This is a genomic window from Flavobacterium suzhouense, assembly GCF_042684765.1.
Classification (GTDB): domain Bacteria; phylum Bacteroidota; class Bacteroidia; order Flavobacteriales; family Flavobacteriaceae; genus Flavobacterium; species Flavobacterium suzhouense.
Genome location: NZ_JBHUMD010000007.1, coordinates 322,164 through 341,383, shown reverse-complemented (window position 1 = coordinate 341,383; position 19,220 = coordinate 322,164). Strand labels below are relative to the sequence as shown.

The 19,220-nt window shown below is 39.0% G+C and carries 17 protein-coding genes and 1 tRNA gene; 2 read left to right on the top strand and 16 right to left on the bottom strand.

Annotated elements, in window-relative coordinates:
• Positions 1-29 precede the first annotated feature (29 nt).
• Complete coding sequence (locus ACFSR3_RS06800; protein WP_379820292.1) at positions 30-1,037, bottom strand: hypothetical protein; 1,008 nt, start codon at positions 1,035-1,037, stop codon at positions 30-32.
• Positions 1,038-1,042: 5 nt separating this feature from the next.
• A complete protein-coding gene (locus ACFSR3_RS06795; RefSeq protein ID WP_379820291.1) occupies positions 1,043-1,294 on the bottom strand; it encodes a hypothetical protein in 252 nt (83 codons plus the stop codon).
• 131 nt (positions 1,295-1,425) lie between these two features.
• Between ACFSR3_RS06795 and ACFSR3_RS06790 the strand changes: the two genes are divergently transcribed.
• The gene (locus tag ACFSR3_RS06790) at positions 1,426-1,659 is read left to right on the top strand and encodes a helix-turn-helix domain-containing protein (protein ID WP_379820290.1); all 234 of its coding nucleotides are present in this window, start codon (positions 1,426-1,428) and stop codon (positions 1,657-1,659) included.
• On the opposite strand, the gene ACFSR3_RS06785 is transcribed toward ACFSR3_RS06790, so the two are convergent.
• The 4 genes from ACFSR3_RS06785 to ACFSR3_RS06770 form a co-directional block, all read right to left on the bottom strand.
• Positions 1,660-2,805 carry a site-specific integrase gene (locus ACFSR3_RS06785; protein ID WP_379820288.1) on the bottom strand — a complete coding sequence of 382 codons (1,146 nt, stop codon included), beginning with the start codon at positions 2,803-2,805 and terminating at the stop codon, positions 1,660-1,662.
• A 547-nt stretch (positions 2,806-3,352) separates the two neighbouring features.
• A tRNA-Asp gene (locus ACFSR3_RS06780) sits at positions 3,353-3,429 on the bottom strand.
• A 121-nt stretch (positions 3,430-3,550) separates the two neighbouring features.
• Positions 3,551-4,477 carry a DUF58 domain-containing protein gene (locus tag ACFSR3_RS06775; protein WP_379820287.1) on the bottom strand — a complete coding sequence of 309 codons (927 nt, stop codon included), beginning with the start codon at positions 4,475-4,477 and terminating at the stop codon, positions 3,551-3,553.
• Positions 4,478-4,542: 65 nt separating this feature from the next.
• Positions 4,543-5,604, bottom strand: a complete 1,062-nt coding sequence (locus tag ACFSR3_RS06770) for an NADH:flavin oxidoreductase (RefSeq protein WP_379820286.1) — start codon at positions 5,602-5,604, stop codon at positions 4,543-4,545.
• Between the two features lie 129 nt (positions 5,605-5,733).
• Here ACFSR3_RS06770 and ACFSR3_RS06765 point away from each other — a divergent pair, with 129 nt between their 5' ends.
• Positions 5,734-6,090, top strand: a complete 357-nt coding sequence (locus tag ACFSR3_RS06765; RefSeq protein WP_379820285.1) for a winged helix-turn-helix transcriptional regulator — start codon at positions 5,734-5,736, stop codon at positions 6,088-6,090.
• Positions 6,091-6,114: 24 nt separating this feature from the next.
• Here ACFSR3_RS06765 and ACFSR3_RS06760 read toward each other — a convergent pair whose 3' ends face one another.
• The 10 genes from ACFSR3_RS06760 to ACFSR3_RS06715 form a co-directional block, all read right to left on the bottom strand.
• Positions 6,115-7,257: a hypothetical protein gene (locus ACFSR3_RS06760; RefSeq protein ID WP_379820284.1), complete on the bottom strand. Its 1,143-nt coding sequence runs from the start codon at positions 7,255-7,257 to the stop codon at positions 6,115-6,117.
• A gap of 19 nt (positions 7,258-7,276) precedes the next feature.
• The gene (locus ACFSR3_RS06755; protein WP_379820283.1) at positions 7,277-7,960 is read right to left on the bottom strand and encodes a hypothetical protein; all 684 of its coding nucleotides are present in this window, start codon (positions 7,958-7,960) and stop codon (positions 7,277-7,279) included.
• Positions 7,950-8,507, bottom strand: coding sequence for an RNA polymerase sigma factor (locus ACFSR3_RS06750; RefSeq protein WP_379820282.1), 558 nt, complete (start codon positions 8,505-8,507; stop codon positions 7,950-7,952). Before ACFSR3_RS06750 ends, ACFSR3_RS06755 begins: the two co-directional genes overlap by 11 nt.
• 118 nt (positions 8,508-8,625) lie before the next feature.
• Positions 8,626-9,270, bottom strand: a complete 645-nt coding sequence (locus tag ACFSR3_RS06745) for a TetR/AcrR family transcriptional regulator (protein WP_379820281.1) — start codon at positions 9,268-9,270, stop codon at positions 8,626-8,628.
• 234 nt (positions 9,271-9,504) lie between these two features.
• A complete protein-coding gene (trxA, locus tag ACFSR3_RS06740) occupies positions 9,505-9,822 on the bottom strand; it encodes a thioredoxin (protein WP_114756287.1) in 318 nt (105 codons plus the stop codon).
• Between the two features lie 116 nt (positions 9,823-9,938).
• A complete protein-coding gene (gene dnaE / locus ACFSR3_RS06735; RefSeq protein ID WP_379820280.1) occupies positions 9,939-14,438 on the bottom strand; it encodes a DNA polymerase III subunit alpha in 4,500 nt (1,499 codons plus the stop codon).
• 130 nt (positions 14,439-14,568) lie between these two features.
• Positions 14,569-16,158 (bottom strand): MFS transporter, encoded by a 1,590-nt coding sequence (locus tag ACFSR3_RS06730; protein ID WP_379820279.1) that lies wholly within the window; start codon positions 16,156-16,158, stop codon positions 14,569-14,571.
• Positions 16,158-17,198 carry an HlyD family secretion protein gene (locus ACFSR3_RS06725; RefSeq protein WP_379820278.1) on the bottom strand — a complete coding sequence of 347 codons (1,041 nt, stop codon included), beginning with the start codon at positions 17,196-17,198 and terminating at the stop codon, positions 16,158-16,160. Before ACFSR3_RS06725 ends, ACFSR3_RS06730 begins: the two co-directional genes overlap by 1 nt.
• An 11-nt stretch (positions 17,199-17,209) precedes the next feature.
• On the bottom strand, positions 17,210-18,559 hold the full coding sequence (locus ACFSR3_RS06720; protein WP_379820277.1) for a TolC family protein: 1,350 nt from the start codon (positions 18,557-18,559) through the stop codon (positions 17,210-17,212).
• Positions 18,560-18,742: 183 nt separating this feature from the next.
• Positions 18,743-19,111, bottom strand: coding sequence for an RNA recognition motif domain-containing protein (locus ACFSR3_RS06715; RefSeq protein WP_379820276.1), 369 nt, complete (start codon positions 19,109-19,111; stop codon positions 18,743-18,745).
• Positions 19,112-19,220 lie beyond the last annotated feature (109 nt).

The following is a 19,220-nucleotide window of genomic DNA, read 5'->3' as shown; positions in this document are numbered from 1 at the left end:
GGGTGCTCATCTTGTATTAAATAAAGTTTTTATTTAATGGAAGCTTTCTTTTTTATCAAACGTTCAAAACGAATTTTGTTATTATTATCGTTCAGTAAATTTTCGTCGTTAGGGTCAGCCTCGTAATGATAAATAATATTATTTTCAACCATAATTAATTTTGACAAGTCTGAGACACTTAACTCTGCACAGCAATAAAACCCGAAAGGATTAATCAGCAGTCTTCCTTTATTATTTTTAATAGTATAAGTTTTTACAGTACCAATACAACCGTTCATGGGGTTCTGAGCAATACTAAATTCATCCGTTCCATCATTATTCAAGTCTCCTTCATTAACAAGTCTGAACCAACAGCAACCAACGCTAACAGAAGAGATAATTCCATCAGAAAATTGTATCTCATATTCATCCGGCGTACCATCTTCAACCGGATTACCTTTACCTCTTTTAATTAAAACACGATAAGCATATTCTTTTTTACCATCTCCGTTGAAGTCCCCCTTGATCCTTTCATTATCAGGATTATATTCACCTTCGACAACCGGAGGTCTTTCTACTTCTTCTTTTTCATCAATCGCAGGCAAAATTTCAGTTCCTTCTTTTGCTTTTTGTGTCCCTTTAGGGTATAGCCTATCATAAGAATAAAGCATTCTCTTCACAGCATCAAAACTTAAATTGTCCTGAGTAACCAAATACCACAAACGATTATATGCTCCGTCATACATCCATGTATATTTTACGGCTTCTTCCAAAGTCACATCCTTACCTCTACCGACTAAATCCTCAAGGGCTTCTTCCATTTTTTCCGGTTCTGCCTCAATCAGGATTTTAGGCAACCTGTATTCAATATACTTACGAATGTATATTAGTTCCTCTCCTCTATCAGTAAATTTAGTTTTAGAAAAATCTACCTCATCACTGTCCTTGCCTTTAGAAGCAATTTTACCGTCAGTAGACAGATTTCCTTCTTTTCTATCAGAAACACCATTACAAGAGAAAAGAAACACAGATACAACAATGATAATAATATACTTCATAACGATTAATTTTTATAACGCATTTTAATTTGTTCAGCAGTTATAATCCATTCTTCTCTTTTATCGTCCGTCTCTCCTAAGAAGTAAAGAAACACCATACATAAAAATGGAGAGAATACAAACGATAGCAATACCCATATCAATCCACTTCTACCCCTCTGTCTTGCCATCTCAGCAATAACATAGCATATAAAGACAAAAAGAACCAAAAGGAAAAGAAGGATATAAAAGACAACAGAACTACTTAAATTTTCCATATACCGAAATTAGTTTTGTAAGGTTATACATAATTTCAGCTAATATATAAAATCCTATTTAAATAGGGATAATAATTGCGGTTCGTTATTAGTAGGTAACATATAAGCGGATAAATCCCCAATTTCAGCCTATGGAAAAGACTGAAAAACCCTTTGATGATAAGCTCATAATAATAGCAGAAAAAATCAAAACCCTGAGAAAAGAAAAAGGCTTCACTAGTCATGAAACCTTTGCCTTTGAGCACGAATTGAATCGCGTACAGTATTGGAGAGTCGAAGCCGGTAAAAATATTACATTGAGAACTTTACTAAGAATATTAGAAATCCACGATTTGACCTTAGATGAGTTCTTCAGAGGGCTTTAACTAAAAAGATATATTTCTTAAAACGTCCTTTAGATTTTCAGGTGTAGTATGACTATAGCTAAAGGACTGACTTAGCTTCTTATGCCCCATCAAATAAGCAATATAAAATACATTAACATTATTCGCTAACAGAGTAGCACCAAATGTATGACGTCCCACGTGAGAGGTCAGATTCTTAGTAATTCTTGCCTCTTTAGCCAAAACTTTTAAATCAAGGTTCAATGCTTGATTACTAATATCAGGCAATATTTTTTTTACTGATTTTAATTTCGCTTTCGTTAAATAAGGGTAGAAAATCAATTTAGCATCCTGAGTCATGGGTGTCTCTTGTCTATTCCCGGTCTTCCTATGATTAAAACAAAGCATCGCATCTTTATAGTTATCTGTCGTTAAATCGTAGGCATCACTATATCGTAAGCCAGTATAACAGCAAAATAAAAAAAAGTTTCGAGACTCTCGTAACTGCTCATCATATCCAGACAAATCGAGTTCAGAAATTCGTTTTACTTCAGCAGGAGTCAAAAAAACTTTTTTGCCTTCAGGACACTTCGCTGTAACATCTTTCCATGAACTATCACTAAGCAATTTAAGCTTCATCGCTTTACTAAGCGCGGTCTTCAGAAACTTAATCATATTATATGTTCCGCTACCAGTATCATCAAGAAAGTCTTTAAACCCTTCCATGAATGCATAATCTATATCCTTAAACTTCAGCTTAGGACTGTATATTTTAAGCTTTTTTTCTAAAGTCAAATATTTCGATTGAGTAGATTCCACAATTGTTTTAAAATGGCTTTGACAGAAAGAGCTATAAAATTTATAAAAATCAACCTCACGATCAGCTTTACCATTCCAATAATTAGAAATATCTTTTTGACTCAACCTATTTCCATCCGCCAATTCCTTTCTAATAAAGTTTAGAACATCATTTTTCTTCTGAAGAATAATACTATTAACATCTCCATATCCTTTTGCATTAACACGCTCCTTTTCCTTATCCCAAATATTCTTTGGAATGTATTCCGCTAAAGAAAACTTCTGAGTAGCACCGCTACAATAAACAAATAGATAAATTGGATAGTATCCATCTTTTCTTTTTTTGTCAGCTCTTATATCAGCTCTAACATTGTAATAATCGTTTTTCATTGTAATAAAAATTAGAATTAATACTTCTAGTAACTCCGGGAAGCGAAATTTCAAGTCGCATTTTTCAGTACTAAATTATAAATTTTTTCTTACAAAATAAAATCCAACTAGTTGATTTAATGACAACTAACAATAAAAAGACATTAAACTGGTGTTATATTTACAACAAATAAAAAATAGCCAAACATAGCGAATCACAATAGACACAGCTTTTGTTATAATTACAACTACTTATAATCAACAAAAGATGAAAGAAGTAAACAAAATTTACCAAACCTTATAAACAAAGGGATTTCATAAAAAAACGGGGGTATTAATAGGGGTATAAGAATAGGCGAACCAAAGCAATAAAGGGAAAAGATATGTGTCTTTTTTTTTTAGAAAACGAAAAGGCATTAAATCAAAAAAGCCCTCCAATCTAATGGAAAGCTTCTCATCGGTCTAACTACTAAACCGTGCTATACAGCTGTATAGCGTAAACAACACAACTATCTTAAATATTTTAGGCGAAAAAAGCCCCGCTATTGCGAGGCTGCTTTTCCTTAACTGGCGGTCTGGACGGGACTCGAACCCGCGACCCCATGCGTGACAGGCATGTATTCTAACCAACTGAACTACCAAACCAGCGTTTCAAATGTCCCTCGCAACTCATGTTGTTTGTTTCATTATTACGAGTGCAAATATACGGCTGTTTTTGATATCTGCAAGTGTTTTTGAAATAATTTTTCGATTATTTTTTTGAGAATTATCCAAACTTTTGTTTCTCAACAAGGTACGTGGTTAAAATTTTTTCAAATTTTTCATCCACCGAAACCGGAACGTACTTAATTTTATACATCATGCAGGTTTCGGCTACCTTTTTAAAGTAGGCATCGGCCAATTTTTCGTATTCTTCCTTTACATTTTCTGCAAAAAGGTTCACTTCCTCCCCCGATTCGAGGTCAATAAATTTCCTTGGAGCATTATCAAAGTCAAAATTGAACTCCGTTTTTTTGTCGATTACATGAAAAAGCACCACTTTATGCTTATTGTGCTTTAAATGTTGCAGCGCATTAAAGAGCGATTCATCATTTCCCGGCTGAAACATATCGGTAAATAATATGATCATCGAACGGCGATGCATCTTTTGCGCTATCTGATGTAAAAAAGTTGTCGTATCTGTAGCCTTACTCCTTCCGGGAGATTCCAGTATCCCCTCAAGCTTATTTAAAAGCATCCTGTGATGCCTGCCACTCCCCTTTTCCGGAGCATAATACTCATACGAGTCCGAATAAACACTTAGTCCCACTGCATCACGCTGATGTTTTAGTAATTCCATGAGCACAGCAGACGCCAATACCGAAAAGCCTATCTTATTTTCATAGAACTGTTGCCCTGCCTTTAACTTCGGGTAATGCATCGAAGAAGAATTGTCTATAATGATATGACACCTCAGATTTGTTTCCTCTTCGTAGCGCTTAGTATACAACCTGTCTGTACGGGCAAACAGCTTCCAGTCGATATGCCTGGTACTTTCACCGGGATTATATACTTTATGCTCTGCAAACTCTGAGGAGAACCCGTGAAACGGACTCTTGTGCATTCCTGAAATAAAACCCTCCACAATCTGGTTTGCTAACAGCTCCAGATGTGAAAAACTCGATATTTTTTCTAATTGGCCTTCTAACTTCATAATTTCAAATGTAAACAAAAAACCGCACAAAGCATTGTACGGTTTTAGTATTTGCTATAGCCTGATTAGTATAATGTACCGACACTGGCAGGGTTAAAGGATTTCAACTCATCCAAACGCCCTTCTTTAAGTTTTTGTACCCATTCCGGATCCTGAAGCAGTGAACGTCCAACAGCTACCAAATCGAAATCGCCTCGTTCATACCTGCGAAGTAACTCGCTAAAATCGGTTGTATCTGCTCCTTTACCTTCACCAAAGAACTCCATAAAATCGCCGCTTAGTCCAACCGAACCTACTGTAATAGTTGGCTGGCCCGTTACTTTTTTAAGCCATCCGGCAAAATTCAGGTCACTGCCATCAAATTCATTTTCCCAATACCTGCGCTGCGATCCGTGAAAGATATCCACTCCGGCTTCTGCCAATGGCAATACCCAATCCTCAAGTTCCTTAGGATCATTAGCCAATTTTACTGCATAGTCTTGTTGTTTCCATTGCGACAATCTCATAATAACTGTAAAGTCATCACCTACAGCTTTACGGATGGCCTTTACAACCTCAACACCAAAACGGGCTCTTTCTTTAATGGTCTTTCCACCATACTCGTCTGTACGATGGTTCATTCCTTCCCAAAAGAACTGATCTATCAGGTAACCATGCGCGCCATGTATCTCCAACGCATCAAAACCCAGCTCTTTTGCCGCCTTAGCTGCATTTGCAAAAGCTGTAATGGTATCTTCGATATCATTTACCGTCATGCTGTCGGGACTCTCAAAGGGAGCCGGAGCTTCCCATCCGTAAGGTGTATTACCCACATGCCATATTTGTGGCGCGATAGCACCTCCTTCAGCATGTACCCCCTTTACTACGTTGCTCCACGAATTTAAAGCTTCTGTTCCATAAAAATCAGGGATGTCTTTCAGATTCTTGGAAGAAGGACGCCCTATTACTGTACCTTCAGTCAGGATCAGGCCAACACCGGCAGCGGCCCTTCTTGAATAATAATCTGCCACCTGTTGTGTAGGCACACCATCGGGAGACTGCGCCCGAGTCATAGGTGCCATTACAAACCTGTTCTTTAAATTTAGTTTTTTGTATTGAAAGGGTGTGAATAACGATTCCAGATTCATTTTAGATGTTTTTAAAGTTAATACTAACGACTTACGTCGTCATTTCAGCATTTTATACAAAGTAAACAATAATAGTTTACTTTTATAACTATTAAAAGTATATAGTGGTAACCACTAAGTAACCAGAAAATGAAAAAAGACATATTCAGATATAGTCATTGCCCAATGCACCGCTCCATGGCAATATTAGGCAACAAATGGAAACCCATTATTATTTACGCTTTGCGAAACCGTACAGCCCGTTTTGGACAAATTCATGCGACTATAGGCACAATATCAAAAAAAGTATTAACATCAGTATTAAAAGACCTTGAGGCTGACGGCATACTTATCAGAGAAGAATTTAAAGAGCTTCCACCAAGAGTAGAATATACCCTGACAGAAAAAGGACAAAGCCTTATCCCTATTATAATAGACCTTGCCCGATGGGATAACAAACATTATGAAAGTAAGGCCGACACAAAAGAAACAGAAGCCGCAGAATAATACTGCGGCTTCTGACATATAGAATTAAAGGTCGACCCTGAAACCGAAAAACAAAGCATGATCCTTATACTCCGATTTACTGAATACAGAGTTGAGCTCATAGTGTGCAAAAAGGCTTAGGCTGCCAAACCCTACATAACCTTTTAAACCATACACAAATTTTTCGGTGTTATAGTCACGACGCAATTTTACTTTTACATTCTCCCCGTTTTCAACATATTTCATCCATTGCATGGTACCTAGATTCATTCCTGCAAAACCACCTATTCCCACTTTAAAACTGGTAGAAGTATCATACCTGAAATGATCTTTGTATTCTTTCTTCTTCGATGGACCAAATTCTAATAAAACCGGAACAACCAAATTCTCAAACACCATCATATTTCTTTTAATCTGATTTGGAGAAACTACAAGGCTCGTATAGCCATTATCGTTAACGAAATACTTGTTATCCTTAGGACTAAGCGTATTTTCCTGATAGGAAAGTCCATAGGCCAGTCGCCAGTAATTAGAGTCCTTTAGCAGCCGTGTTCGAAAAGTAAAGCCTATCTCGGCAAAACCACTCTTCCCAAATTTATAGACATCACCTATACCAACACCATCACCTACAGTCCCACCAAAACCAACAGCAAAAACCATATCCGTATAGGTACGCTTATCATATTTAGGTTTTTTATCAGCTGCTTTGTATCGTATACCTAACAAAAAACTCCCTCTGTCATCAGTTGCATTTCCAACACCTGCCTCAACATAACCGGTTGTATTAGGCTGATAATTGTAGAACACATCTCTTTTGGTCAACTCTATCTGACTCTCTACTATAGCTGTTTTATTATCGATATTCTGTGCCGATTTTTTAGCTGCCTCCTCCTTAAGAGCCTTTGCTTTTTCAGCTGTTATCTCACCGCTCTCAAGTCTTTTGTCTATTTTCTCCAGTAATTTTTTAAGCTCAAACTTTTCGGTTTCAACAATATTCTGTTTTTCGGCTTCAAAAGCTTCTAACTTGCGCTTTTTAAGCTCTTCATAATAATCTTGATCGGTTTCATTCCACCATGATTTCTTTTCTGCAGTTTGCTGCTTAAGAGTGTCATTCTCAGTCTGAGCGTTGGCTTTAGGCAAAGAAATCCCTGTCGCCACAAAGGCGATGCATAATAAGATGCGTTTCATAATTAAGAGTTGATTGTTATTATTCTTTTACAGCGAAGCGTATTTTTTTGTTCTTAAGTGCAAAAATACTCATCGCCTTATCGCGGTAATATTCGTCCATTTCAGACTCTACTTCTTTAAGCAGAGCAGTATTATCAGTTTTTTTAGAAAATTGTTTGTCAGCAGCTACCTCTTTAATGGCATTTTTTAGCAGATAATCCACCTCAGCATCATAATTTTTATCTTGGGCAACAATCTTAGTCTCCATAAGCACCGTTGCATTTAACTGCGGCGTTTTTTCAATCACTTGCGATTGTCTATCAGCTTCCTGAGCTACTGCTACCTCCTGTTTATAAACCGGAACAATCACTCCCTGTTTACTATTTTCATTATGCACTTCTTTCAGCGAACTCTGTTTAGGTTCAGTAACCTGTTTTGAAACCGCCACCGTCTGATTATCCGTAACCGTTGGCAATTCAGTTTTATTTGTGCCCACTACCTGTTGCTGTGGTGTATCCGGAGTATGAGCCACAAACCAATAACCTCCAAAAAGAAAAACTAAAACAGCTGCTGCATAATACATAAACAGCCTTTTTTTGTTTTGCTGTTTTTGCTTTCCCTGCTGCCTGTTTCGAGCAATGCGCTCCCATGCCTGATCCGAAGGTGCTATACTTCGGTTACCAAGCTTCTCTGTCAGTTGTTGTTCCAGGTTCTTATCTTTCATTTTCTAATCTCTTTAATAAGCTCAATTGTTCCTGCAATTGCTTTCTTGCCTTAAACAATTGTGATTTTGATGTACTCTCGCTAATCCCGAGCATTTTTGCAATTTCTTTATGATTATAGCCTTCAACAGCAAACATAACCAGCACTGTACGATAACCCTCGGGCAGTTTGTCAATCAATAACTGTAAAAGTTCCACATCCATATCTACTTCAACTGTTGTAACAGGCGGCACTTCTGCAGTCTCAATATCTTCAAAGTAAATCTGGGTACGTTCCCTCAAAAAGTCAATCGACTCCCTTACCATTATCTTTCTGAGCCAGCCCTCAAAACTACCCTCAAACCTAAATTTCCCCAAGTTATCAAGAGCACGCATAAATCCTCTTATCATTACATCTTCGGCATAGTGAAGGTCTTTAATGTACATCCTGCAAACACCAAGCATTTTTGCAGCATATCGATCATATAACTGCTTTTCTGCCCGGGCATCTCCCTGGAGTATCTTTTTAACAACTGCCTCATCGGAAGCATATAATCGGATAATTTTCAAATTGGTTTAGGTTGGTTTATATCTGTAAGACGGAAAATATTTTTAAGAAGTTGCCTGAAGGTTTCTTTTTTTTTATAAAAATATACAAAAAACAAAAAACCGGCTATAAAGCCGGCTGTTATCCATTTTGTTTTTTTCCATCTTCATAAAGCATATCTACCAGATTGACTATGGCTTTTTTAATCGCCTTTTCCCCCTGCTCCTTAGCAGGATCAATACCGCAAAAGGTACTGTTGCTGGCTCCGGAATACATATTTAAATAATAAGCACCCGAAATAATAATAGCCATCGATGCCCTGAAATTCTCCGCTTTATCTTTAAAAAAAGGATCTGTTATATTTTTAAGCAATACTTCACCAACTACTTCACGTTCATCGGCCAGATTTTGCAAAGATTTTCTCTTTTCAGATAATCCCCATAAGAGAATCTTTTGAAATTCTTTGTTAGAAGCCACATAATCATATTGCTGCAGTACCATTTGTTTTGTGAACTCACAACCTCCATCAGTAATTACAGGCTGTGCATCATCCTGTCTTACGTTACTCCAAAAGTCAATAGAAACCAGATACTGGTCTACCAGCTGATCCCTACCCCCAAAATACTTATAAATCAGTTTTTTATCAAGTCCTGCCACAGCAGCAATGTCATTTACCTTGAGGGCAGAAAAACCTTTTGTCCTCAAAAGCTTCCCCACGGCATTCAGAAACTTTTGTTTGCTTTTTTCCTTATCCCTAACAGGACTATTTCCGGCTTTATCTTCCACGTAAAAAATTTTGAATAAAAGTAATAATAAATAAGTCACTATTAAGTGACTTATCTTATATTTGCATATCATCAATCCAAAAAGAACAGAAATTTAAAAACATTAATCTTGGCGTTTATTTATAATTCCTGGTTCATAAATTAAAGAGGGTTAGTTATTTTTTTAGCACAAAACCATCCTCCAATGAAAAAGCCCACATCACTGTGGGCTTTTTTTATGAATTTTATCTGCTGCTTATATTAAAGCGTCGATAGCATCAGTATATGTTTTTTTAGGAGCAACACCTACCTGACGACCTACCACTTCTCCGTTTTGGAAAACTAATACCGTTGGGATGTTTCTAACTCCATATTTAGCTGCAAATTCCTGATTCGCATCTACATCAACTTTACCAACTACAGCTTTACCTTCGTACTCTGAGCTGATCTCATCGATGATAGGACCTACCATACGACATGGTCCACACCATGCTGCCCAAAAATCTACTAATACCGGTTTATCTGATTTAAGTACTACTTCATCAAAAGTAGCATCTGTTATTGCTTGTGCCATTATATTTTTTCTTTTAGATTAAATTTAGGTAACAAATTTACATATTAATATCAATAATTCTGTTAAACATATATTAGTTTTACCTATGTATGCATAGATTCAGCTTATTAGCAAATTTAATTCAGTTTAAAATTCACCTGAAGCTTTTCTAATTCATGCAATAACTCATTACTAATCTTAACTTTAAGCTTTCTGCTTGGCATACTCAGTTTAGTTACTACCTGAATATCCTCAACATCAGCCATTACAGGCTCTGATACCTCTGCATCCAGCTCATCACTTTCTTCCTGCACTTCCTTTGTAGGTGCTGCATTGTTTATCTCTACTTTTTTAAGCACTTTTTTCAATTCCATCACTTCAAAAGTAACTGAGTTATCACCTGAATTAACTCTAAACAACTCATTAAGCGTAGCGATAAGCTGATCCTGCAATTCAGCAATATTAAACATAATAACAAGTTTCTTGGCAAATGTTGTCAATACATCCTGAAGATATTGAATAGCTATAAACTGAAGTCTTGGCTCACCTTTTTTACCTTCAGCATTGGTCCAGCCCTCTTTAACAAGCACTTTCATAAAGGTAAAGTTATTCCCTATCAGGAAATGCCTGAATTTTAAGTATTCCTCTCCATATATCCTGAATTCGTAACTCTCATCATAGCCCTCCAGAACAAACGACGCCCAGCCTTTACCGTTTTTGGCAACCCTGTGCTGTACGTTAGAAATAATCCCCCCAAAACTCAGGTTCTTAGTAACATGCTGCTCCAGATTCTTTAATGCTTCCAGCTTGGAATTACAAAAATATTTCATCTCAAACTTATAGTCATCCAGCGGATGTCCTGAGATATAAATACCCACAACTTCCTTTTCTTTTGCCAGCTTTTCCATGGTACTCCATTCTTCGCATGGCGGCACTACAGGTTCAGGAATCTGCACCTCACTAGCCTCCCCAAACAGACTTACCTGTGAAGAGTTTTCATTCTCCTGGAATTTCGAACCGTAACGCATTGCCTTTTCCAGGAATGAGATATTCTCACTGGCATCCATATGAAAATACTGTGCCCTGTGTGTGGTATTGAAACAATCAAAACCACCTGCGAGCGCAAGATTCTCAAAAGCTTTTTTATTGGCTGCCCGAAGATCGATACGTTTAGCCAAATCAAATATCGATTTATAAGCTCCGTCTTTTCGGTTCTCTACAATAGTATCTACCGCACCGGCTCCAACACCTTTAATAGCCCCCATACCAAAACGTACGGCACCACTATCATTTACGGTAAACTTATAATACGATTCATTTACATCAGGCCCCAATACCTGTAAGCCCATTCGCTTACATTCTTCCATAAAGAAAGTAACCTGCTTGATGTCGTTCATGTTGTTGGAAAGTACCGCCGCCATATATTCTGCCGGATAGTGCGCTTTAAGATAAGCCGTTTGATAAGCTACCCACGCATAACAGGTAGAGTGCGATTTATTGAAGGCATAACTCGCAAATGCCTCCCAGTCTTTCCATATTTTTTCAAGTACTGTAGCATCATGTCCCTTTTCCGCGGCCTGCGCAACGAACTTAGGTTTCATTTTATCAAGTACATCCTTTTGCTTTTTACCCATCGCTTTACGCAGTACGTCGGCCTCACCTTTAGTAAAGCCGGCCAGCTTTTGCGACAGTAGCATCACCTGCTCCTGGTATACCGTAATACCATAGGTCTCCTTTAGGTATTCTTCACAGGCATCAAGGTCATATTTTATTTCTTCCTCACCGTTTTTCCTTCTAACGAAACTCGGAATGTACTCCAGAGGTCCCGGACGGTACAAGGCATTCATGGCAATAAGGTCGGCAAATACAGTAGGTTTCAAATCCTTCATGTATTTCTGCATCCCGGGCGACTCGTACTGGAACACCCCTACGGTCTCACCGCGTTGAAACAGTTCGTATGTCTTTACATCATCTATCGGAAACGATTCAGGATCAAGCTCAATGCCATGCTTGTATTTTACCAGTTTAACGGTATCCTTAATCAGGGTAAGGGTCTTTAGCCCCAGGAAGTCCATTTTTAGGAGTCCGGCACTTTCTACCACCGAGTTATCAAACTGGGTAACATAAAGATCGGAATCTTTTGCTACCGATACCGGAACGAAATTGGTAATATCATCAGGCGTAATAATCACCCCACAGGCATGGATACCTGTATTACGCAGCGATCCCTCAAGCACTTTTGCCTGCTGTATGGTCTCGCCGGTAAGGTCGCCACCATCTGCCATAGCAATAAGCTCCACAACTTTTTCATATTCCTCGGCACGCAGCGCACCTTTAAGTGCATTGGCATCAAGCGAGAATATTTTAGCGAGTTTAAGGTTAGGAATAAGCTTGGCTATCTTATCAGCTTCAAATAGAGGAAGGTCAAGCACCCTTGCAGTATCACGGATAGACGATTTTGCCGCCATGGTACCATAGGTTATAATCTGCGCTACCTGACTGGCTCCATACTTATTGATTACATAATCCATTACACGTCCACGCCCCTCATCATCAAAGTCGATATCAATATCGGGCATAGATACACGGTCAGGATTCAGGAAACGCTCAAAAAGGAGGTCGTATTTAATAGGGTCAATATTGGTAATCCCTAAACAATAGGCTACCGCACTACCCGCTGCCGATCCCCTTCCCGGCCCTACCGATACTCCCATATTTCGGGCTTCGGCAATGAAATCCTGCACAATAAGGAAATAACCCGGATATCCACTGTTCTCAATCGTCTTAAGCTCGAAATCAAGGCGCTCACGAATATCTTCTGTTATTTCGGCATAACGTTTTTCAGCACCTTTATAGGTAAGATCCCTAAGGAATTTGTTCTCCCCTCTTTTACCTCCGTCGGCTTCATCCTCTGCAACAAGGAATTCTTCCGGAATATCAAACTTAGGAAGGAGTACATCCCTGTACAGGGAGTAAATTTCAATTTTATCTACTATTTCCTGAATATTGGCAATGGCTTCCGGCAGGTCTTTAAAAAGCTGCTTCATCTCATCGCCCGACTTGAAATAGTATTCGCTATTAGGAAGACCATAACGGAATCCACGGCCACGGCCAATAGGCGTTGCCTGTTTTTCCCCGTCTTTTACACACAACAAAATGTCGTGCGCATGCGAGTCTTCTTTATTTACATAGTAAGTATTATTGGTAGCAACCAGCTTAACGTTGTGTTTTCTGGCTAGGCTTATCAGCGACTGGTTCACACGGTTCTCATCTTCCTGTCCGTGGCGCATCAGCTCCATATAGAAGTCGTCGCCAAACATTTCTTTCCACCACAGCAATGCTTCTTCCGCCTGGTTTTCACCAATGTTCAGTACCTTGTTAGGAATCTCACCATATAAGTTACCCGACAGCACAATAATATCTTCCTTGTATTGCTCAATAACTTTTTTATCAATCCTAGGCACATAGTAAAATCCTGCCGTAAAGGCAATAGACGACATTTTTGCCAGGTTATGATAACCCTTTTTATTTTTAGCCATTAAGACAACCTGATAACCGTTGTCTTTACGGGTTTTATCTTTATGGTCTTCACAAACAAAGAACTCAACACCAACAATGGGTTTCATTAACACCTCGGTTGGTTCTTCACCATTTTCTACGGCCGCCTTGTTTTTAGCTTCAGCAGCTTTATTGTGATTCAGCACATTACTCACAAAATGAAATGCCCCCATCATGTTACCATGGTCGGTCATGGCAACGGCAGGCATTTTATATTTGGCAGCAGCCTTAACCAGATCGGGAACCGCTATGGTAGACTGTAGTACCGAAAACTGCGTATGATTGTGCAGGTGAACAAAATCGACATCTGCAATATTATGGGTTTCACCTGATGTATGAACCTCAACATTTTCGGCTGACCTTAGTTTCTCAAGGCGCTTTCGCACCTCATCAGAAGCCTTTTTAAGGTTGATATGTTTTAAACCTATAAGCTGTATCGGCTGAGGATTCTTAGCGGTAAATTCACCAAAATAAGAAGCAGGAACATCAAGCTCTTCTTTAGTGAATATCTGGCGTTTTACAAGTTCAAGGAAACAACGGGTAGTTGCTTCAACGTCGGCAGTAGCGTTGTGTGCTTCCGCAAACGGCTCACCAAAGAGATATTCGTGTAACTCGGTTAGTGTAGGCAACTTAAATTTACCTCCACGACCTCCGGGAAGCCTTAGCAGTTCAGCAGTAACTTCGGTACAGGTATCGAGTACTTTCATCGATGCCATACTATTCTCTACACCCATTCGGTAAAATTCCGAGCCCATAATATTCACGTCAAAGCCAACATTCTGACCAACTATGAATTTAGATTTGGAAAGCGCTATATTGAATTTTTCCAATACTTCAGCAAGGCTTATTCCCTGCTCTGTAGCCAATTCGGTAGAAATACCGTGAATACGTTCTGCATCATAGGGAATATTAAAACCATCAGGCCTTACCATATAATCCTGATGCTCTATAAGCTGCCCCATTTCATCATGCAGCTGCCATGCTATCTGAATACAACGTGGCCAGTTGTCTGTATCGGTAATGGGAGCATCCCATCGTTTGGGTAATCCGGTGGTTTCGGTGTCAAAAATCAGGTACATAACCGGTTTAGGATTTGAAGGTTAGAAAATCATACAGCATATAAACGCCGATTTTCAAAATTATGATTTTTAACGCTCAACTACAAACCCTGAACAGGCTACCACGCATTATGTTTTCAACAAATGGTTATTAACTGCCCCACACCTTATTTTTAAAGATATCTACAGCCATGCGCAAATGCCTGTTGTATAGCAACAAAACCGACACAGCGATTAACACATAGCCTATAACAGTAAATATCTCCATATTAGCCAACAGAAACGATTGTTTACTAACGGCAGCTGTAATGCTCTTTATCGCCAGCCTATAGGCATCATCCTGAGCATATCCTTTGGCAACAAAATTTGCTGTTAGCTGACTAATTCGCTCCTGAGCCTGTGCTGTCTCCGGTAACACATTGCGATTTAGCTGAAAAACATGAAAGCGCATTAAATACACCTGTGCATTCTGCATAATGCAAAACCCAATCGTACTACCCCAAAAACGGCCTGCAACACCAGTAGTCCCGGAATAAGGAGCCAACTCTGACGGTACCGACGAGACCGTAAAAAGCACCATAGGCACAAACAACAGCCCGACACTAATTCCCTGTATTACATACGGGACCACAATATCCGCAAGAGCAACATCCGGCACAAATAAAAAAGTAAACCATAGGTGATAGACAGCCATCAGCGCAAATCCCATTGAAAAAATATAACGGTGAGGTATCTTTTTCATTAAAAACAGCCCCGCCAAAACCATCCCTATACCATTACCTAATACATTAAAATACTGAACACCTGCAACCCTGGCAGGCTCCCAGTTCCACACAGTAAGCATAGTACTATGACAGATATTTAATGTGGCACGGGAAATATAGAACAATATAAAAAGCAGAAAGCCTATTCTTAGGTTTGCATAGCTAAAGACCTTAAAGTCAAACACAGGTCTTTTTCCCCACAGTTGCCTCATAACAAACAACGCCATACTCAATAAACAAAATACCAAAGCCGCAACTATCTGTCCGGAATCGAACCAGTATTTCTTTTCTCCATAGATAAACACAAAAGTTCCGCACAAAATCGCAACCAGCACCAAAACAAAACTAGCCCAGTCTATCTGATACAATGGTAACTTTCTATGAAACCGGTTGTTGGTAAAAGTGACGAGTATCAACCCTACACATAATAACTGAAATACCGCCGAGCCATACACCATGTATTTCCAGTCGTAATTATCCAGCAGCCATACCGCAATGTTCATTATAAATGGAGACGCCAATAACAATGCTGCATAATTGAGCGAAAAAACAACTATCGTAGCATTACGCGATGTAAAACGAGTAAAAAGCAATTGCCTCATAGGCAGCCACGGCAACGCCATAAGCACACCTTCAACCATCCTGAGCACAAGAAAAAGAATATAATTCTCGGTATAACCCGAAAATACAAATACCAACGAAGCAAGACTGTAAATAACCAGAAAATAGCTTTTGGTGGGAAAATATTTAAACAGTCTGCTTTCCACCAATAATGTAGCGAGAAAAGTTCCGTAAGTTACGCACAGCGAAAACTGAAGATCCTCGGGTTCTATATCCAGAAAACTTGCCGAATAGGTTATGTTTGAGGTATAGACACCTAACAGCACCATGGAATGCAGCATACAAAACACCAGCACAAACACTATAAGCCAGCCCGGCACCCAGGATTTGAATATCCCGGCATTATCTTTTATCATCAGTTCTGATGTTCAGCAGTAACCATTACACTCATACCTGCTCTTAGTAGCGACAGTTCATTTTCAGAACCCACAAGCTTTATCTTAACCGGAATACGCTGCTCTATTTTCACAAAGTTACCTGTAGCATTATCCGGCGGCAATAGCGAAAAGCGGGCACCACTTGCCGGCGACAACGATTGGATCACTCCTTTAAACACCTTATCATGAAAAGCATCCACATCAAGTTCAACCTCCTGTCCTTCTTTCAGGTATTCAATCTGAGTCTCCTTAAAATTAGCTATCACCCATTTTTCACTGCTAACTACCGAAACCAACGTTTGCCCTTCCTTAACCATCTGCCCCGGCTGGATTACCCTTTTACCCACATAACCATCATAAGGAGCTGTTATTACAGTATACGACAAATAAAGTGACGATTTCTCTGCCACTGCTTTTCTGGCCAGCAATTGCGACTGCATTACAGGCAGTTTTGAATAAGCCTCCTTAACCGCTAAACGCGCAGACTGCACAGCCTTTTCCAATTCCTGATAGTGTGATCTTGCCTCATCATAATCCGCCTTTACACGTTCAAGCTGTTGTAATGTGGTAGCCTCCTCTTTATACAAAGCCGAGTATCTCTCAAACTCAAGTCGGGCTTTTAATAAATCGGCTTTAGCACCGGGCAGCTTAGCTTCCTCAACCTCCTTCATGCTCTCAGTAGTTACAGCAGCATTTTTAGTACTCCCAACAGTATTTTGCGCGGTAAATTCATCGGCCAGTGCCTGATTGTGATAAGCGCCATACTCCCTGCTGTCAATCACAATAATTGTATCTCCTTTATGCACAAACTGATTTTCTTCATAACGAACCTCCTGCACATATCCTGTAATCCTGGCCATTACAGGAGTCATATATTGTTCTACCTGGGCATCATTGGTTTCTTCATGGCTTTCATGAAAAACAAAAAACCAAACCACCACTAAAAGGGCTGCTACAACCAAAAGCGATGCCGCAACGGTAACAAGATTATGAAAATAACCTTTAGCCTTTTTACTCATTTTTCAGATTATTAATTGTTGTTATTAAGCGTTAAGGAAATTCCCGAAGCATGCAGCAACTCATAATATTTCATTGCAGCATCAATACGAAGCGCCACTTTATTATAGCGTGCTTCAAGCAGCGCATTATCAGCATCTATCATTTCGGTTACAAGGGAAAGTTGGTTCAGGTATTGCAGCCTGACAAGCCTGTAATTTTCCTTAGCTAGCTGCTCGGCTTTTTCCGCTACAGGAAACCTGTCGAGCAACTCATTGTACTGGGTATAATTACGAAAGACTTTTTCTTCAATTTCATTCTCTTTTACCTGAACTTCAGACCTGGCTGCCTCTTCTCTTTTTTTAGCAGTGGCAACTTTTGCCCTGTTCTTATAAAGTCCTGAAACACTAAACACTGCATCTATACCCACCTGACCGAAAGTGTAAGGATAAGGATCGGGTGGAAAAAACATGTAGTTAGGGTATTTATAGGCGTAATTACCAAATAATCTTATTTGCGGATAATAGCCGGATCGGGCAATCCTGACATTAAGATGCTGCAGTTGTTCGCCCTGCCTTGAAAGCAGAAGTTCTTCATTACCTGTAGCAGCAATACCCTGATAATCTCTTTCTTTATACATCAGTCTGCTTAAAAGACGGGTACTATCTACCTCTACATGCACTTCTTCAGGAAGCTGAAGCATCAGCCTGATTTCGTGCAACATGATATCAGTTTCCTTTTTATTAGCAAGTAAAGCCTGTTCGCGCTCGGCAATCTGAAGTTCTGCTCTTAGTATTTCATTCTTAGTAACAACGCCATTTTTATACAGCGACTGAACTTCTCTAAGCCTCTTTTTTTCCTCTTCAATATTTTCAGCGATAAGCTTTTTGGTCTCCATCAGCTTATATACTCCAAGATATAACGAGGCAACTTCAAGATGAACATCCTTAATAGTCTTTTGATAATTAAGCTGTATCATTTCGTTTTCAATTTCAGATTTACGCACAGCAGCATTAATAGCCCCTCCTTTATATAAAGGAACACTAGCGGTTAGGCCACTGCCATACATCTGAGGAATAATAGGGGTAATTTTACTGTTCCCAAAATTACCGTTGGTAAATTCGGTTATATTGCTAACTCTGGCATAAGATGAGTTAAAATCGATTTCAGGAAATCGCTGCTCTTTGGTTTCTTTAACCATCTCCTCACCGATTTCACTCTCGATTCCGTACCTGATAATTTTTGCATTATTCTTTTCAGCAAGGCGAAGCGCATCATCAAGATTTAGCAAATAAACAGGATGTTCCTGAGCAACAGCACTTACAGACATCACAATCATCACACCGGTAAACCTGCCAAGGTTTAGTAATTTATGCAGACACATAAAATCATATATTAAATATGATGCAAATTTCAGGCAATTCTTAGCTAGTCTGCAAATGACAAAAAGACAACTTTTTATTAAAAAAAGACATAATATAAACTATACCGTTTGAGCAAAAAAAATCCCGGCACACGAGCCGGGATAAAATATATACTGTACTTAAAACTGTAAATATCTCTTTTCTTAGTAACGACCTCCGCGGTTGTAATCACCACCGCCACGGTTGTTATCTCTGTTAAAACCACCACCACGGTTGTTGTCTCTGTTGAAACCACCACGGTTATTGTTAAAACTCCTTCTTTCACCTTCCGGTCTTGGTTCAGACTTGTTTACTACAATAGTTCTGCCTGACACAGTAGCACCATTAAGCTCATCGATTGCTTTTTGAGCCTCATCATCGTTTGACATCTCAACGAAGCCAAAACCTTTACTTCTGCCTGTAAATTTATCTGTAATAATCTTTACAGACTCTACAGCGCCATAAGCCTCAAAAGACTCTCTTAAATCTGCCTCCTCTAAACTAAATGGAAGGCTACCTACGAATATGTTCATAAAAAAAAATTTGTTCGGTGTTTATACTTCTTACAAATGTAAACTTATTTACTTATAAAACAACTTATTATTTTTTTTTAATAAAACTTTAAGAATGACTTTACGTATA

Excerpts from the sequence above, each read along its gene's own strand:
- ACFSR3_RS06800 (WP_379820292.1), bottom strand. The coding sequence starts at position 1,037 with ATGAAGTATATTATTATCATTGTTGTATCTGTGTTTCTTTTCTCTTGT.
- ACFSR3_RS06795 (WP_379820291.1), bottom strand. The coding sequence starts at position 1,294 with ATGGAAAATTTAAGTAGTTCTGTTGTCTTTTATATCCTTCTTTTCCTT.
- ACFSR3_RS06790 (WP_379820290.1), top strand. The coding sequence starts at position 1,426 with ATGGAAAAGACTGAAAAACCCTTTGATGATAAGCTCATAATAATAGCA.
- ACFSR3_RS06785 (WP_379820288.1), bottom strand. The coding sequence starts at position 2,805 with ATGAAAAACGATTATTACAATGTTAGAGCTGATATAAGAGCTGACAAA.
- ACFSR3_RS06775 (WP_379820287.1), bottom strand. The coding sequence starts at position 4,477 with ATGAAGTTAGAAGGCCAATTAGAAAAAATATCGAGTTTTTCACATCTG.
- ACFSR3_RS06770 (WP_379820286.1), bottom strand. The coding sequence starts at position 5,604 with ATGAATCTGGAATCGTTATTCACACCCTTTCAATACAAAAAACTAAAT.
- ACFSR3_RS06765 (WP_379820285.1), top strand. The coding sequence starts at position 5,734 with ATGAAAAAAGACATATTCAGATATAGTCATTGCCCAATGCACCGCTCC.
- ACFSR3_RS06760 (WP_379820284.1), bottom strand. The coding sequence starts at position 7,257 with ATGAAACGCATCTTATTATGCATCGCCTTTGTGGCGACAGGGATTTCT.
- ACFSR3_RS06755 (WP_379820283.1), bottom strand. The coding sequence starts at position 7,960 with ATGAAAGATAAGAACCTGGAACAACAACTGACAGAGAAGCTTGGTAAC.
- trxA (WP_114756287.1), bottom strand. The coding sequence starts at position 9,822 with ATGGCACAAGCAATAACAGATGCTACTTTTGATGAAGTAGTACTTAAA.
- dnaE (WP_379820280.1), bottom strand. The coding sequence starts at position 14,438 with ATGTACCTGATTTTTGACACCGAAACCACCGGATTACCCAAACGATGG.
- ACFSR3_RS06730 (WP_379820279.1), bottom strand. The coding sequence starts at position 16,158 with ATGATAAAAGATAATGCCGGGATATTCAAATCCTGGGTGCCGGGCTGG.
- ACFSR3_RS06725 (WP_379820278.1), bottom strand. The coding sequence starts at position 17,198 with ATGAGTAAAAAGGCTAAAGGTTATTTTCATAATCTTGTTACCGTTGCG.
- ACFSR3_RS06720 (WP_379820277.1), bottom strand. The coding sequence starts at position 18,559 with ATGTGTCTGCATAAATTACTAAACCTTGGCAGGTTTACCGGTGTGATG.
- ACFSR3_RS06715 (WP_379820276.1), bottom strand. The coding sequence starts at position 19,111 with ATGAACATATTCGTAGGTAGCCTTCCATTTAGTTTAGAGGAGGCAGAT.